Source organism: Candidatus Omnitrophota bacterium (assembly GCA_014728045.1).
GTDB lineage: Bacteria > Omnitrophota > Gorgyraeia > Tantalellales > Tantalellaceae > WJMH01.
The window spans coordinates 70,407-89,318 of sequence record WJMH01000017.1 but is presented as its reverse complement, the minus strand read 5'-3'; the positions used below and the strand labels follow the sequence as shown (position 1 = coordinate 89,318).

General features: G+C 52.9%; 1 protein-coding gene (cut by a window edge). It reads right to left on the bottom strand.

The window, feature by feature from the left end; all coding sequences use genetic code 11:
* Positions 1-18,912 carry the 5' end (the start) of an NAD-dependent epimerase/dehydratase family protein gene (locus GF409_06565; GenBank protein ID MBD3426878.1) on the bottom strand. It extends 19,758 nt beyond the left edge of the window, so only the first 18,912 of its 38,670 coding nucleotides appear in the window; the start codon lies at positions 18,910-18,912; its stop codon lies beyond the left edge, outside the window.

Here is an 18,912-nt window from a genome sequence, read left to right as displayed (position 1 = left end):
CTTTTTGGTCTTGCCCCAGTTGTATGCCCTGTCCAGCGCGTAGTTCCTGCCCACGCAATCGACGACCTTACCGATACCTATCTTTGCCATTTCTTTCTGCATAGCCAGAAGAAGCGCCGGTGCGCTTCCGGACTCGGTGCTCCTGCCGTCGGTTATCATGTGTATATAGACTTGCTTGAACCCGTGCCCGAGACCGGAATCCCGGAATTCCTTCCTTTTCTTTTTCGCCAGCTTGAGCAGTGCGAGCACATGCGCGATCCTGCCGTGCGAACTCGCATCGGAAAGCAGTCCCACCAGGTGAAGGTCGGACGCATGTTCATTGGCATGAGCTATCGTCTCCAGTACCGCCTTGTTCTCTTCAAGCGTGGTATCTCCCTTGATCGGCTTACCTTCAACGGCTCTGAGTATCCGTATATCATCCCCGAGAACTACCCTGCCAGCGCCGAGGTTAAGATGGCCTGCCTCGGAGTTGCCGCTGTCGCCCTTGAGCAGCCCCACGTCCTCCTGCGACGCCTTTATGCGGGTATTGAGGTATTTACGGTAAAGGCCGTCAAGAACGGGCGTCTTTGCCAGGTGTATGGGATTATCCTCGGACTCCTCGCCTATCCCCCAGCCGTCCAGGACTATTGCAATGACCTTTCTGGCCGGCACATCCTCGGGATAATCAACAAGCAGGCTTTCCCCGGTCATTTCCTTCGGTTTCTGAATCTTCATAAGTTGCAATACCGTTGGCGCAAGGTCACCAAGCCTTCCTGTTTCAGCTATGGAGACCCCGCTGTCCGGACTTTTCTCGGCAAGCGGGTCTACCACCACGAACGGGACCAGGCTGGTAGTGTGTTTACCCACACCCTTGCCTTTCTTGACCGCCGCTTCACCCACGCCGTGATCGGCGGTGACAATGACCGAATATCCGTGTTCTTCGGCGGCTCTAAGGATCTTCCCGAGGTGTTCGTCCACCGCTTCGGCCGCTTTTTTCCTGATCTGTATTATGCGCCTGTTCTCCTCAAGGGAATTGGGATCATAATAATGACCGATAACATCGCAGTTGGCGAAATTGACGCCTATAAAATCATAATCCTTCTCTTCCATCCTTCCGGTTATGCCTTCTGTAAGTTCTGGCAGGGAAAGTTCGGGTTTATCAAGATGCATGTCCTTGGGCGGTGAATCCACGCAAAAGACCTCCTCGCCCGCAAGCGGTTCCCTCGACTGGCCCTTGAAGAAATACGTGATGTGATTTATCTTCTCGGTTTCCGCGGCGAGCAGGAACTTCTTGCCTGATGAGCTCAGAACATCAACCAGAGGATTATCCTGCCTCATGGGCCTGAAAGCCACCGGAAGGGGTTCGAACATATCGTGGTAAAGCGTCATTATGCCGAACTTTATCTTTTCGTAGGCTTTAAGAACCAGGTCCGTGAATTCCCTGCCGATGATCTTAGCTACGAAAGGAAGCGTTATCTGTATCTCTCTTTCACCGCGCTTGCAGGCAAAGAACACGCTGTCCCCGTCGTCTATCATGCCGGCGGGTTCACCGTCGCTTCCGGTGAGCACTATGGCTTCCATGTCGATATCCTGTATGCCCTTTTCGTAGGCGTCTCTAAGACCGACGGATATCTCGGAATTGCCTGTGTCAGGAAGGTTCTCTATGAGTATTCTTATGCCCATATCCCCGGCCGCCGATACAAGAGAGCGCAAGACCGGTTCCATCTCCCGGGCAGTATGGCCGAAAAGCGCCTCCTGGCCCACGATAACGTCCTCGAACCCTATTGCGGCAGCAAATCCGGGCAGCGTTTCGCTTTCGCGGACGAGTCTTTCATGGTCCCTTATGACCAGGGCGCCGGTGGAAAAGGTCTCTTCCATGGCCTTTCTAAGGGCTTCTATCTCGGATCCGCTGATCTGATCAAGCTTTACATCGTCGGCGTTCAAGTACAGTTTGTCGTTCCTGCCCAACGTGTACACGGACCTTATGTATTTACCCAGTTGCGAGGAAACCCTTACCTTTTCCCTGGCAAATTTATTATCGGACATCGCCTTAAGACGCTCGTCCAGCTCTTTTCTTGCTTTGTCCTTGTAAGGTCCCGCCGCATAGAAAAGCACTTCCTCGATCGTTCTTGTAAAATCACTGCTGTTATCCACCCTGACGGCACCGTGCGCTCTCGCCTGCCCGTCGAAAAGATCGTTGGCTCTTCTTATCTTGGCGAAATCCTTCAGATACCTTTCGGCTCCCCCGCGTCCGGATTCCTCCTGTCCCCTCTTCACTATCCTTTCGGCGTGGCCCTCCGCATCGGCGACCGTCACTACTATCTGCACGACGTTAGCCCTTTCAAAAAGTTCGGGGTCGATAAGTCCGGGGACCAGGTGCACACCTTCTATGACCATGCTGGCATTCTTATTCGCGGCCCAGCGGGCACATTCGTTAAGCGACCTTATCACGCTGGATCCGTGTTCAATAAAACCTTTTTCCGCGGGGTCCTCCTGAAAACTCGATCTTTTGTCCGCCGGCGAGAGATTGGTCTCCTTCGGGATGAGGCCTCTCTGAACCTCCCTTATGGGATCGGCCGAAAAATAATAGGGTATGCCCAGGTTCTTGGCAACGGACCTGGCGGAAGTGGATTTTCCGCTTGCCGTGGTACCCCCGATAAGGACTATAGTTGGGCGCCTGAGCCGCTTCAAGGGTGGTATGTTCTGGTACAGCCTCGGCAGGAGGTACCTTATGAAGGCGTATACCTCTTCTTTTTCCTTTTCGGACAGCTGGTTCACCGCTGCATGGCCGTATACCGCTTTTTCCGCGTTATCTCTGGCATTCCTCCATGCCAGCCTGTTGGTGAAATACCTGTAAGCGTAACGGTCTATTCTCGCCTCCCAGGCCATTACCGCGTCCCTGTACTCTGCAGTTCTGGCGAAGAGGTCCCCACTGGGTATCTCCTTGCCTTCCTTTACCTGCTGAAGGTTATGATAATTATCGACGAAGTAAGCGATCTTCTGCCTGTCCCTGCCGAATTCCTTCTCCTCGAACATCCTTTCCTTCAGTATCTGTTTCAATTCCTCGAAAAAGAGCTCGCTGAGCTTACCGACCACTTCGGCGCGGTCTGCGCAGAACCGCAGATCAAGGACGACTTCCCTGGCCTTATCGTAATGGTACCCCTTGAACTGCACGAGCCTTTCGACAAGTTTATACTCAAGCTGCCTTAATTCGGATTCGGTCTTCCTCGCCTGGTAAATTTCGTTAATGTTGTTGTCAATAAGTTCCGACATTGCTGCGGGGTCCAGCTGCCCCAGAGCTTCCGCGTGAGGGTTTTCGGTGGTCAAGTACTGCTCTCTGAGCCCGGCGATCCTGTCTGCAGGCGGGCTGTGTATCCCTGTACCCGACATGCTGTACGCGCTGGACTTCAGGGTCGAATCGGGCCTGACCTGGAAGATAACGATCCTGCCGTCCTTTGTTACCCCGCCTTCGATGTTGACCGGGAACCTGTAGTACTTCTGGAACGCCCTTGATATCCTGGCGATCTTTGCGATCTGTTCATCGGTCAGAGTGACCGCGTTCTCAAGCTCATCCGGCACGTCCACCAGTTCGATACCGGTGCCCTTCGCCGCAGGCGCCCACATCCTGTCATGCGCCGGAACGATGCTCCTGGTCTTGCTCCCCCTCTCGTCTGCCTTGAAAATATGCCTGCTGACACCTTCTCCGCCTTCTACCACACCCCTGCCCAGGCCGAGCACGGCGTCGATATTAACAACGTTCCAGTTCTTCTCCGCAGAATCAACAGAATTGGCCACAAACGAGGAATGAAGGTCCATCGCCATTTCCTGGATTAGTATCGGGTGAAGGTCGGTTATGTCGTTTTCAGTCACCCAGAAATGCGCAAGGTGTTTGAATATATTTTCCTCTATCTGTTCGATGCCCTTGACACATTCAAAGGAAAGATATTTACCGGCCTTTTGGGCGCCCGGCCCCGCCTCATCGAGCAGATCTTCCATCTGGGACGAAGACCTCGTTATCACGACGGGGGCCTTATCCCCCACTTTCATGGTCGTGTATTTTTCTTTTATCATCCGCAAGAGAAATCCCGGTATCCTGCCCTTTTCGGTGAGAAGTCCCGTCAATGCCTTTACCTTATCCTGCTCTGTCATGCCTGAGGCAAGTATGTTGTGCATCTCTTCGCTGATGTATTCATTCGCCTGGATTATGCTGTATATCCCCAGGGAATTGATGACAAATCCGGCGGGCACGGGTGCGAACCCTTCCTGAAAGATCTCCTTTATCTCCGCGGCCCCCGGATCCTCTCTGTAAGAATCCTCCGGGTCACGCATGATCACTCTCATAAGCTCCGCGATCTCCGCGGCCTTGTTGCCTGCCACCTGGCGGTATACACTTCCCAGTTCCGCAAGGTCTATCAGGTAACGTTGGGCCCGCTTTCTTCGCAGCATCTCTATATTGGCCACACTTACCATGCGGTCAACTTCCATCTGCAGGGTCAGCATCTCTGGACTCGAAAGATCACAACCCAGGCATTCGGCCTTTATCAGGTCTCGCCGGATCTTGCTGAGATCACGCGCTATTTCTTCCCTCATCCAGCCCCTGGAGGTCTTTTCAAGCGCCTTGAGTTCCTTTTCCAGCTTCTTCCTCCGATCGTCCGTCAGGTCTTCCCGCTCGAGAATAAGCGTTATCTCTTCGATCCTGTGATCACTGTGATATGCGCGAAGTTCCTCCAGTTTTTTGCTCCGGAGATATTCCATCGCCCGGTTGAACCTCTTTCTGATAAAATCAGCTTTTTCCGAAAAAAGGCCCTTCCGGGGATCATACTCCACGCCTTCCATGAAATCCGCCGCAAGCGCCAGCTTATCGTTCAGGTTGCGTATTTCAAGCAGGATGTATTCTATATTACTGTATAAAAGCGTGGACGAGGGGTTCTCCCGTATGTTCTTTATGTTAACCTCTGCCAATACACGGCTTACCTCCCTTTCTATCTGGTATTCTTTCTTTCCCAGAAGGAGGATTATGAACGTCTCTATTTCATCTCTTACCTCCTCGTCAAGGCTTCTTAGAAGTGTTTCCAGGGTTTTACCCGCTTTATCGGCGTCACTTATCATGTTCGTATCTATAAGTATTTCCGCGACCATTTTTGCGAGATTGGTCTTCTTGCTGCCGGTAGCGTTTTTCAGTATCTGGCGCATCTGGATCAGCCGCCGATCCCTTATCCTGCTCTCAGCCCCCATGATCCGGCCAAGCGTGTGCCTGTAGAACTGTCCGAAGCCGTCTTCCATGGCGATAGGGCCGCCGTCCTCTATCTGTCTTATGATTTCAAAAAGCTCTTTCGCTTCGGAGCTGAAATCCTTATCCTCCTCGTGCGTTCTCCCCACAACGACCACAAGCCCGTCAGACCTGTCCTCAGAGGTATCTATCATTACCAGATCGCCGTCTTTGAGCGTAAGTTCGTCCTGCCCGTAGTACCTCAGCGGCTTTTCCTGCCCCTGCCTTTCAACCGTCCGTGTCCGTGGAACATTACATCTTACCCTGATGCGGCCATCTTCCACTTTAAGCTGCTGCGGCCCCCTACCTATGACACTGGCGAAACCCTGCCGCCTTAACGTGATATTAGCGTGGTTGTTTATGGCCCCCGAATCGGCTATAGCACCCGCGGCCTTGCTGGCCCTGGAAGTATCCGAAGGACTTAAATAACCCTTGGCCGGGACATATATCCTTGACCTCCATTCTTGCTCATCATCCTTTTTCCCGGGCGCATCTATGGAAATTATTCCAAAGACCTTGCCCGGTGAAGCGACCCTGGTTCGCATGAAGCCGCCCTCGATCCCTTTTGTGCCGAGCTGGTATATAGGCAGGCGTTTCTTCACCTGCTCGTCTGTGGCCAGGGCGTTAAGCTCATCCAGCCTCAGCCTCAGTTCTTTCCTGCTCGCCAGCCTGAAATCGGAGAATCCCGCGGCCAGCTCATACCCTTCATCGGTCAGAAGTTTATGTACCACTCCGAGCCTGTTTTCAACGTTAACATCCTTCCCGTCAGACCTTATCCATTTGCTGCCGGACACCATCACCCCGAAAAGTATTCTGCCGGTATCACGGAACCTCAGCACGTAAAAAGTATAATTCTCCCCATTGAGGGGTATGGTGCACTCATCCACGCTGAAATCGCCTATATTACCTTTTCTGTGGAAAACGACCTGTTTTTTATTATTCTCACTGCCCTGCAGATGCTCTGCGAGGTCCGCTACATACATCAGGTATCCCGGCTGCAGATCCGTGTCCCTGCCGGCCTCAAGGTCCATGAGTATATTGGCGAACTCCTCAACAACGTTCACCTGCGCGTAAGAATCGTTTATTTGCAGCCGTCCCCGTTCGTCTCTTATGAACCTTTCTGAGCTCTCCGCCTCCTCCCTTTCACTGAAAAGGCGTTCGTTCGCCACATGATCACCGAAAGTATCGGCATCTTCAACACTTTCGAGACCGAGCCTTTTCAGCTCGTCATTGATCACCGGCAGCAACCATTCGCCGATCACTTTTACCTTCTGGTCGAAATCCGCACCCTTGTGGAACCAGCTCTCAGCGTCGGGGAGCGTTCTTTTAAGCTGAATCGGATATCCCGATCGGTTTCTTTCGAAATACTTTATCCATATATCCTCTATCTGAGGAGCGAACCCCAGGTTCAGCATGTGGGGAAAAGTACCCCCGAATATAAGATCGAAGTCATGGAAGCTTACCAGGACGCTTATAGCAGCTTCAAAGCTCTTCTTGATCTCGTCTATCGAGGCGGGCGCCCCGTGATTCTGGTCTAGAACGGCCCGCAAAGAACCTGCGTCCTTGTTGACTTCCACGTGAAATCCATATTTGGCCATAAGCCTGGATATCACGTTAAGCCTGTGCAGGGCTCCGCTGGGCACCTTACCGTCCTCAACACCCTCAACCCAGTCGACGACTATCTGGCCCTCTCTCTGAGGAAGGGAGAAATCGGCGTATACGCTGGCATGGTGCGCTCCCAGCTTGGCGATCACCCAGGCTTTACGGCCTCTTGTTATCACCCCGACACCCTGCTTTCTGTCACCGGGAACGGTCTGCTGACTGGGCTTGGAGGATATGGTCTTAACAAAAAGACCCAAAGGCCGGTTATCCGCCCACAGCTCATCCGAAAGGTCATCGGATCCCACTATGCTTATGCTCCCGGTCCGAAGCTCCTGCAGACCTATCTCTCTTTTGGCGTATTTGGATTTTAACTCCGATTCGCTCTGAACATCGGCCCTCAGATGTCTACGACGGCTTATGTCGACCTTCCAGATACGGGCGTCCTCGAACCTGGTGACGTCTTTTTCCCCTTTGACTTCCACCAAAGCGAAAAGTTTGCTTATCAGATAGGTATGCACATCGTTTATGAAATTCTGCAGTTCATCACCGCGGGGAAGCATCTTCCGGAACTTTTCCAGCTGGGGCCTTACATCTTCACTCTTTTCCGGGAATATCGCAAGGAAAGCGTCCGCGAGATCTTCCGTATCTTCAAGCGTTACCCGGTCGATGATCTTATCCGCATTTATCTGCGCCATTATGTTCATGTGCAATCTGGCGAAATCGTCAAAGCGGTCCAACTTACGTTCCAGCTGTTTTTTGCCCTTTTCATCGCGTTTTTGGCCGGTGCTTTCCCTTACGTATATCCTGTAAAACCTTTCGACTGACGCGAAAACAAGCCTGCTGCTGGCCTTGGAAATAAGATCCGCCTGCAGGGAAGCGCATTTATTCACTACCTTTGTCGCGTCCATGCCTTCAAGATCAAGTTCTATGTTGACCCGTGAAGCGATATCCTTAAGTTCTTGTTTTAAACCTTCCAATTCTTCTTCACCGGGTTTCTTGCTCAGCGCTCTCTGAATGCTCTTTAGCTTTTGCCTGATCTTTTCCACTATAGCTTCGCTTTCGGCCATCAGTTCAGAGATGTCCATTCCCTCGAGCACCACTTTTTTACTTTTTTCCACACCGAACAGCTCCACTATATTGTCGATGACCTTTTGCTTGAGTCGCTTCTGGACCTCATACGCCATATCTATCGGCACATAGCATATGTGCCCGCCGTTCTCGATGCTCCCCAGCCTGGTCCCGTCGAATGAAAGCTCGGGATCATACACAACGACCCTCGCGCCCTCTTCCATCTTAAGAATATCCCGGGCGGGGTCTTCTATACCCAGTTTCCCGAGCATCTGACGTGTTTGTGCAACACCGTAATCGGCTTCCAGCTGCCCGAGAAGTTCCAGCCCCTCAGGTTCACTCTCCGATAACCTCGCTCTGCGTGAGGGTTCCCTTCCAGCAGAAGGCTCCCCTTCGTAGAACTGTTCTATTCCCCACGTTGCCCTGTCCTCTACATCCGGACCGGGGACCCCGGTTTCTTCCCTTTCGGATACCACTAGAGCACCATCCATGAAAGGCATGAACGAAACGTATATAAGTGCCATGATAGCGGCAATGGCCGCGAAAAGCCCCAGAAGATTACTGTCTGCAAAGCGCACCAGAGAAGAAGCGTTATTAAAGGCCCAGTAAGAAAGCGCCGCCAGGGCTGTGACTACACCGGCCTTGACAAGGCTGGCGGTCTTTGATTTCAAGTAATACATAAGTGCTATTAGACCGGCTCCCGCCAGCATTATATGTAAAGGACCAACGGAGAACCCTCCCTGGAGGATATTCGATATATCCGCCTCTTTAACAGAGCCAAGGGCCCCTGCAGCCAGAGCCTTTGAACCCGAGAATATGGTTATAACGGATCCCAGGAATAAAAATCCGGCAAAACGCACGAAACCCCTTGCGCTTCCGGATCTGACGGTTGTCTTTTCGCTATCCGTTCCGGAGCGGGGAGAAAGTCTTTTCAGCGTTTCCGAAGCTATCTTTCCCACGGGACTGCCGGCCGGTTCCTTCACGATAAGTCTTTCAAGATGCCTTACCGCTGCCTGTGCGTTCATGGCTTCCAGGTTCTCTATGCACATGACGCGTATATCCTGTTCGGGGTTCTTCAGGGAAGCGATGAACGCATCCGCGGCTTCCTCATCGGGCAGGGCTCTTGTGACCGTCGCGGCTATTTGCGTCCAGATATCTTTATCCGTTTCTTCTTTCATAGCGCGCAAAAGGCCCCTTGTTATCCGTTTGTGCATTACAGCAGATATCCCCTCGGAAAAAAGCATTGCATTAAGGTGTGAACCGGCCTGCCTCCTGGCTTCGGCGCTCGGTGAGGTAAGCGTGGCGTTTATATTGGCCCTTATTACCCGTTCGGCGGGAACGCGCAGGTTAAAAAGCGAGAGCCTGGCGAGGCTCCTTATCTCGCCTTCCCCGTCCGAAAGCATCTGGCAGAGCGCATCCACCGTAAGCCTCTCCAGGTCGAGGTCCATCCGATCGGCCGCGGCGTGCAGCCTGCTGACCACGTATTGACACCATTCAATCGGCTTTCTTTTCCAGAAAGGCATCTTTTCCCGCGCCTTCTGGCTCATCTCAACGCCCGGCACTTTCCTTATCAGTTTTCCGATCCTGTAAAGCAGTGTCTTGCCCGCTTCACGAAATCTGCCCGCGACTTCTTCGCCTGGAGCACGTGATGCTTTCATGGACAGGAGCAGTCCCATCATCGTCTCAATTATGGTCTTTCGGGCATCCGCGTCCTGCGTCGCCCTTAAGGCTTTCGCCAGCGGACGTATGGCTTTCTGGTCGTTTATCAGTCCCAGTGATGCCGCCGCCGCGGTAACGACATTCTGTTTCTTGTCTGACAGTGCTTCAATGAGGCATTTCTCAGCCTCAGCGGTATAATCGCCCGGGGTCTCGGAAACTATCACGCCTATCTGGCGGGCCGCGAACTCCCTTAAAGAGGCATCTTCATCGTGAACGGCACCCAGAAGCGTTGGTATGGCATTGCTGCCGAGCTTGAGGAGCGAATCCTTGCTGTCCATGACAAGGAAGGTAAAACCTGAAAGGACTTTTTCGTAATCTTTTCCGAAATTCGCTTCCATAACCGACGGCGAAAGCCTTTCCGTATCAGCAAGACCCTGGAGTATCTGCGCGGTGTAGGCTCTCACCCTGAGATACTTGTCGGTAAGAAGCACTTTTTTCATGAACTTGAGCCCTTTGGGGCTGATGTGTTCGCCGAAAAATTCAACGATAGCCACGCGGGCGACATCACCCGCGAAAGAATACGCTTTTATAAGACGATCTTCCTCGCCGACCTCGGCGAACCCGCTCAAATGGTTGACGCATCCCTCGGTAAAGGGGTTTGCTTCACGGAACTCCTCCAGCACGTCGTCTATTGCCGGCTTCGCGTATTTGCCAAGTTCTGCCAGCTTAGCCCAACGCTTCGCCTGCATATGCGTCGTAAGCATGGCAACCTTGTGCCTCGCCGCATCGTTACTGGAAGGCGTTGTTTCCTCTTCCTCCTCATCCCTGGCGATCACAACATAAGCCTTGAGTATCTTTTTGGAGGAAGAGTTCTTCCTTATGTGTTCTATCGCCTCCCTCGCATAGGTCATCGCCGGCTGGGCGAACCTCCTGGTATTAACACCGTATTCCATTACATCAATAACGAACTCCAGGTGCGGTATCAGCACCGGGTCGGAAGTAGCCGCGGCTTCTTCTATGACCTTTACCAGACGGCTCAGACTTTTTTTCCTTTCCTGGGTTATCTCGCTTATGATCTTCTTTTTTCTGGATGTATCCTCATCCAGTTTCTCCGCGACCATTATTTCAAGCTCCCTGGATTTGCCCAGCTCCTCGTCCTCGAACTGCCACTGAACGTCCTTCCAGGCTTTTTCCAGCCTGACCATGATTTCCTTGGCATATTTCCTTTCCCTGGGATCATACACGTTCTTCGCGAGAAAATCGTCTTCGGCACTGTTCAAAAGCCCCTCTGCCGCCGAAGCGCGAACGAACATGTTCCGGTCCTTTAAGGCGCCTAAAAGCATCTTGGTGGTTAAGCCTCTTACCTCTTCACGCTTCCAGGCCAGCTCTGAAACCGTCTCCGCGGCGGCCTGCCTTAGCTGATAGTTCTTATCCTTGAGGAGTCTTTTAAGCACCGGTAAGATCTTGCCGGTAATTATCCCCGCGTCCTCTACATGTATACCGACCTTGGCGAGAGATCCAAGCGCCGCGAGGCGGACCTGTTTATCGCTTCTTAACGCCACCTCCAGAAGCAGCTGTACCGCCGAAGGATCCCCGGTCAGCCCGAGCCCCCGTATGGCGGCGACGCGCACATCCCGGTCCTGGTCGGCCACGACCTCCACGAGGGTCTGCATTACCTGTTCTTTCAGAATATCCGGCGCGGTCTCTTTTATCGCGAAACCGGCTCGCCCCAGCGCGGTGGCTATACTTGCCCGCACTTTTTTATCCTTATCCCGCCTGAAAACCTCCGACATCTGGTCTATTATCCAGCTCTGAGTGCCTCTGCTATCGGTAGTAAAGGCTATGCGCCCCAGGAACTCGGCCGCCGCTTCCCTCACCTGAGTACTGGTATCGCTCAGAAGCATCTCTATAAGACGCTCGATTATTTCTTTATGATAACGTGATCTGTCCTCAAGCGTACTTGCCGCCATTCCGAGAACCCGCACCGCCGTCAGCCTGATCTCCGGCCCCATGACAAGATACTCCATGAACGTGTCAAGCCAGGATGCTTCCAGTTTAACAAGGCCCCGGGTATCACCCCTGAATAGCTTAACGAAGAAGGCAGCTTCGTCGTCGTCTATCTTCTCAAGCGTATCGCAGGCGAACTGGCGGTACATCCGGTTATCGTGGTTCAATAGATCGATGTAGATCTCTTTAAGGTTACTGGTCAGCCTCGAAGCCCTGGGGCCTTTTACCGTCGCAGCCAAATGCGGCAGAAGTTCGTTACCCGCGTATATGGCTGAACGGTATATCTCCTCAGGGAACTCGCGCTTGCGCAATATGAGTATGATGTCGTTTACACGGCTGAGGTGCCCCTTCACTTTGACGAGGTTCACCGTTTCCTGGATCCTGCCTCTGTAAAGATCAGAATAGAACACGGCGTCTTCATCGTTAATCCCGCTAAGGGCTTCGGCGGCAGCCTGTCTGATATCCGCCTCGGGGTCCTTAAGCAGTTCTATAAGCACCGGAACGCTCTGTTTATCGCTTATCCTGCCGAGAGCCTGCGCAGCAGAGAACCTCGTCGCCGGATCGCTCTTTACCGCCGCTTTCATCAACGCGGATACGGCTTCCGTTTCTTTCGCTTCTCCCAAAAGATACGCGGCATTCTGCCTTACGATCGGGTCGGGATCCCTCAGGCAGTCGATTGCGGCGTCCACTATCCTTATACGTAACCCGAGATCCGAAGTATCTTCACCGATCTGCAGAAGTTTCCTGCCCAGGCCTTCAAGCGGGGCATATCTGTGCCCGCCGGGTGAGGTCACCTCTTCCAGCAGTTTTTCCGTTTCTTCTTCGGTGGGTATTCTCCCGAAAACGCTGGATGCGACTTCGGAAAGGAATACCGCATCTTCCGAAGCGGCCATATTCAATATCCGCGAAGCCATATCACTTACCCCGCGCGCGGGCGCTTGTCTTGAAACTTTTGTAAGGCGGCGGATAACACGTGTTCTCGCGAGAGAGGGCTGTCCCGCGGTGTCTTCCAAGAAACCTTCCAGGAACTCAAACGCTATCTCGCTCACCGGGGCCAGCTTATGCCCCACCAGAGTTGAATAAACAACAGCGAACTCCTTTTCGGTTACGCCGAGTTTATAAAGGGACCGTCTGGCGTTCTCCCTCACCGTGGCCTCTGTATCGGAAAGAGCCGCGAACAGGGCCTTTTTGATCATCCTTTTTTGCAGGGAAAGCTCCTCCACCGAAAGAGCCAGGTTACCCAGCATCGCCGCAGCGAAAGATCTCGCGTACGGGGCACCCTTTGAAAGAGCGTTTATATAGCTGTAAATAAGTTCCTCACCCGAGGCGCCCAGACTGAAAAGCGTCTGGCGGACCTGCTCGTGGAAGACAGGATCACCGTCACAGAGCCCTGGGGTCAGCGCTTCTGCAACTACTTCTCTGATCGGACTTGCGTTGACCAGGATATCCGATTGCCTTATCTCGTCCGATAACCCCTCTATCGCCTTACAGGCCGCCGTCCTGACCGCCGGATCGGCATCACTTACCGCCAGAAGCAGGCTTCCCAAGGCCTCTTTCTCGATGCCCATACTTCCCAGAGATACCGAAGAAGCGTTCCTGACAGACGCGTCCGCATCATAGAGGCGCCCCACCAGCGCCATACGAACATCATGCTTCAAGTCCGTATTATTATCGAGGTCGCGCGCCAGGTTCCCCAGCAAACGGCATGCAAAAGCGCGCGCCGCTCCGGAGTCGCTCCGGAGCGCTTTCAAATATCCTCGTGATAGTTCTTCCCTGGTCGCCTCCAACCTGAAAAGCACCTCCCTCGACATCTCACGAACAGACTCATCCTCGCTTGAAAGGTTCTGCTGAAGCGTGCTGACCGCGACATCCCTGAAGGGTCTTCCGTCGATGCGGAGAACGCTTTCCATGATTTGGGGAGCTATCGCCCAGAATACGGCCAGAAGCGCCTGTTTTACCATGACCTCTTCGCCGCCCAGGGCCACCAGCATCCTCTCGGCCGAATCGCTGTCGCTGAGACCTATATGCCCAAGCGCGTTGGCAGCCGCTAACACTACGCTTTCTTCGGGATGATACAGGCATTTTGTCAAAGCCACCGACACCTCCGGTATGATCTCCTCGCTCGGTACCGATGCCAAGAGCTTTATCACCGCAATGCGCACTGAAACGTTCTTGTCATGCAATGCCCCGAAAAGCTTGCGCTGGACCACGGGCTGGGTTATTGAACCCTTCACCTTGGGCATTACCACCGAAAGAGTATTGGCCGCAGCAAGACGCACCTCCATTTCCGGGTCGGATAAAAGCTCAAGCAGCGGGCCTATGGACTGGGCGTTATTCTCCGCGGTATAAAGGAACCCGGCCGCATCTTTTCGTATTTCCGGGTCGGGACTTTTAAGGGCCTTTATCAGTTCGTGTACCAGACGGGGTTCTTTTTCCGCGCCCAGCTCACGGAGCATCTTCCTTCCGGCAAGACGCGCCTGGCTGGAGGGATCAGTCAGAGTGCGGTGAAGTATCTCCCGGAAACTGGCCATGGTCATCCAATCGGGTTTCACCTTGATTATCTCATGCAGACCTTTAAGCGCGGCGATGCGGAGACTGGAATCGTCTTCATCTATGGAACTTATAAGCGCATCAGTTATCATATACCTTTGGGCATGGTCCTCATCCATTGAGATCCCTATCCTGCTCAGGTTCTCCGCCGCGTGGACCCTGACAGAGCTTTCGGAGTCCTGCAGGCGTCCTATCAGGATATCACAGACCTTACGGTCGGGTCTGGTCCCTCCGAGCATGTCAAGAGCCCAGGCACGCACAGCGGGCTGCGCCGCGTAGCTCAGCGCTATCCACAGATCTCTCAGCATAAGGGTCGCCCGGCGTCTTATGCTCCCGGCCTGTCTTACAAGCCAGGGCCTGGCGGCTTCAAGCCACCCTATCTGCCACCATAGCTGCGCCTTGAGGGATATTCTGTTCCATCTCTCGGGATAGTGCTTTTTCAGAAGACTGGTAACGGCAACTGCGCTCAAGACAAAGGCAAGCACCGCAAGAGTAAATGCTTCCCAAACACCGGAAAGAGCCGGTACAACCGGCAGAAAAGAAAACGCGTTGAGCGATATTCTTCTCCCGGAGGGAGCATAATGATCGACGGTATTTTTGATGCCTTCCTGAAGGGGTGTCATCTCTTCAGGATGCAGGTATTTCCTGAATTTCGTGTTGTCACAGATATGTACGGTCTTATCCAGTCTTTCCCCTTCTACTATGCGCACATCCTTTCCCGCGGCATCGGCGATACAGCGGGCTATCTCCATATTAGTCGTGGGCCGACCGCTTGCCACGTTTATCACTCTTGTATCATCCTTCATGGGAACCACCGCCGCCCTCAGAAGAGCCCTTGCACAGTCCTCCACGTAAAGATAATCCCTTTTCCCCTTTCTCCATACTTCGAACGTTCCTCCATCGGGTAAGCCGGCAATACCCTCGAATATCTTATTGCCGGAAGAGTCTCTGGCCCCGCGTATATAACTGGGTATCTTGTATTTTTCATCCTGGCCTGGGCCGTAGATATTGGAAAAACGCAGTATCCTGCTGTTGGGGATGCGCGCGGCGAACCTTTCGGCGATGATCTTGGTAAGCGGATAGAAATAATCTTTCGGAATGCCCAGCTCTTTAAGTCTTTCCTCGGGTATTTCCGGTATGTTAACGACCCTGCTGACGAATTCCATGGGAGATAGCCTGACATCGCCCTTGTTCTTTATATAGGATTCCGCGTAATCGTTGAAGAGGTCCTCGCACCTGTCGACGAACTCCCTGAGCTGTATTATTTCCGGTTCCTCGCCCCGGAGTATCATCTCATCCTCTTCTTCCCTCACCGCTTCTCCTGCGGACCTGCGCAGAAGACTGTATATATAGAAAGTCGAAGCGAAAATGAACCTGGTGCCGTTGCGATGGGCCAACTTGCTAAGTATGGCCGTGGAAAGGCTGTTCACCACCAGCGCCTTGTGTGGATCTCTCCGGCAATCGTTATGATCGGACATCCCTCCAAGATGATAGAAAACGTCATGCTCCTTCATGGCCCTGTCGAACACCCCATAGTCCGGTTTCACCAGATCGGACTTTTCTATATCGGTCCCTGCCCTGTCTTCCAGCCTCTGGTCGAGTTTCTCCGCCGTGCTGTTCCTGGCAACACCTGTTACTTTCATCATCAGCCTTCTGCCCATATTCGCCAGATTGGAGCCAAGGAACCCGGTAACCCCTGTCAGGGCGACCGATGTTGAGTTGGTAACGACCCGGGAGTTATGCTTTGCATCCGGGTCAAGTTTTTTAATGGCCATTTCAGACGCGAAACGCACCTTTGTATTCCGGTGCATTGAAGCCTTCATAAGAGGAGCAATAGCGCTGGGGTCCTTCAGCTGCCCGAGCGCGTAGACCACAAATTCAAGCACGTCATCATCTTCCGTTTCCAGTGCTTTGATAAGTGGGTTTAATGCCCTCGGATCGGATATCCTGGCAAGAGCGATCACCACCGCCCGCCTGACCCGGGAATCTGGATCGGAAAGGAGCCGGATAAGCTCCAGTACCGCTTCAGCATCATGCCGTTTGCCCAGAAGTTCTGCACACTTGCTTCTCACGCCGGCTTTCTTGTGCGAAAGCCCTTCAATGAGATAAGGCGTCAGGGGCACATCCATGAACCTTAACACGTTCTCTATCTGCTTATGGAAAGACAGCGGACCCTCGCTTTTTCTGGAGAAGGCGTTTAACAGCGCAGGGACCGCGTCCTTCCCTCTTTCGAACAGATAGCTTTTTGCCTCGCGCATCGGGCCTTGGTACACATCCCTCAGGTTATCGTGATCCAGTCCGCTGCACACCCTTATCTTTCGGATGTTCCAGCTTATGGGAAATAAGATCTTCCAGAGCAGCAGAACCGTTCCGAATAATATCATGCCGCCGGTGAAACAAAAGCATACCAGGGTTACCATCCCCATGAACGTTCCGGTGAAAAACTCGATAACGTGCTCCCAGACGGATACTTCATATATAACCTTTCTTGCAGTACTTTGCGCCATTGCGGGGGTGGAGTAGAGGACTCCGGCGATAGTTATAATTAAAAAGCTGAGAATGGGCCCGAAAGGTGAACGCTTCCCCCTGAGGGAATCTTCTGGCGCCGCCCGGTCAGACCTGGCCGTACTGGCGGCCCATGCCAGTGCCAGGCCGCCCAGTACGTTATTAAGGCCCGCCCCGTGCTCCGCGTTAAGCCCGGGGAGCATATCGGGGAATACCTTGTGCCTACCGGCGTATTTACTTATGGTACTCAGAATCTTGTACTCGGGCATACTTCTCGGCCTGATCCTGAACTCATCCAGCACCCTCTGGAGTATCCCAAGAACATTGGCCGGATATTTAACCACGTTAAGGTCCCCTCCGGCCTCACGCAGATGGAGAACCTCGAGCCTGTCGGAAGTTACCCTGTAACGGTTCCCCCCGACGGTTACTTCGCAGGAGGACTCACCGGCACTTCTAACCCGTATAGTGGAAAGCTTCTCCTCCAGCTCACGGGGGCTTACCGGATCAGAGTCCATAGCCGCGCGCCTTACCGGTGTAAGGGACTCATAGGCCTCCCTGTACGAAGATATCCACTTAGCTATCTCCGCATCAACGTCATTCCCGCTAAGGGCGTTCTGCCCCACGGCATACGCCAGCAGTTCCTCGAGCTCGCTTATATCCCCGGTATCGAAATACGCTTCAAGCGCCAGATCATATTCACCGGAAGAGACCAGCTGCCTGTAGGGTCCGGTTTTTTTCGTGAGAACGGCCACATAGGGCCTCGATTCGTCGTTATAGAACTTCGGCATGAGGACCAGATAAGAAAGCCCTCTCTTCTTCATGAGGCTGGTCAGTCCCGCGGTATGATGGCCGCCTGATATGAGAGCCGCGACATGTTTTCCTTCCGCGCGCATCGCCTTGACGGTGTTCGCCATCATCGCGTTATTGCGCTCCTCGGCTATCCGGTAGAACTTAAGCGCACCAGCGGCCTCGTCAAGAACGCTGTCCACGCGGCTGAGAGCTTCTGCCAGCCCATCTTTTTCCTGAAGGGCGGCGGCCTTTATGAACCTCTTGAAATCATCCGCCCCGAGTCCGCTTATCCTGCTCCTTAAGAGCTCCACCTCATCGCCCGAGAGCCTTATCTCGAAAAGACCCTTCACCAATTCCGTCGACCTGACAAGCTCGTAAAGCTGCTTTTCTTTCTCAGAGGAGAAAAGCTCTTCAAGCATCTGATTTTCCACCGTATCGAGCTCCTGCTGAAGACCCAACACGTTCAACCTGTGATATCCCTCGGCGTATTGGGTGAACTTGACCAGTTCAGTTAAATTCCCGGCGGGAACCCCTCTTCTTTCGGCGAACTGGAGAAGCCAGCTGTGGTACTCAGACTGTTCCATCTTTCCCTTTTCATAGGCAAGGGACTTAATGACCATTTCCTCCAGGCTCTCCTTGTCAACAACGCGCATGAGTTCATCTATCAGGGCTTTTCTCTGGCGGGTCGCCTCCTCGAAATCTATCTCCTTCTCCATATCAACCGAGCGGGTGAATTTCTCGATATTCGGACAGGAAGGAACGTGTATCTTCTTCTTATTTATAAGTCCCTCAAGATAATCCCAGTAGATATCAAGGCTAATCTTGCTCTGCCGGTGAAGCCGGGACTTATAGACCATCTTGTTAAGTTCTGCCGAATATACGCTGTTCTCTTTTTTCTTGAGTTCACTGAGCAGGAGTTTAAATACGGAAATGTTCTCCAGGTTCGTCCTGTAAATCCTGCGGAAGACCTTTAGGTTCTCCTGGTAAAGTGAGTTATCCTCGACACCGTACAGGGCTATATCCTCCGCGCTGGTCGCGGTAAAGAATTCACCTGCGGAGATCCTGCCCTCTTTCATCAGGAACCTGGCGGTCTTATCTTTCACCTTCTCGTCAGGCAACGTCTTAAGAAGGGAAGTATCGATATATCCGGAACCTCCTTCAATAGCCACCACGTTAAGATCGTATTCGTTCAAAAGTTCAGTAAGTATGCGCACGATCGAGTACTGCGCAGAAAGCGATGAGTGGCAATCCTGTATGTTTATTACAAGGTCTTTTGAACCGTTGATATGTATCTGGTCGGTCTCAGCGAGACTCTCTGATAGGGTTATATCGCGGTACGTTTCAGAGTAAGGGACCTGGCGCTGCGCTGGAGCGATCTTGCCCATATCGGCGATGTCACCGGCGGCCCAGGCGATCTGCTGATGCAGGAACACGCAAGTTACGATTATTGCAACTATCTTTATAAAGGTTCTGTTTCTACTCAT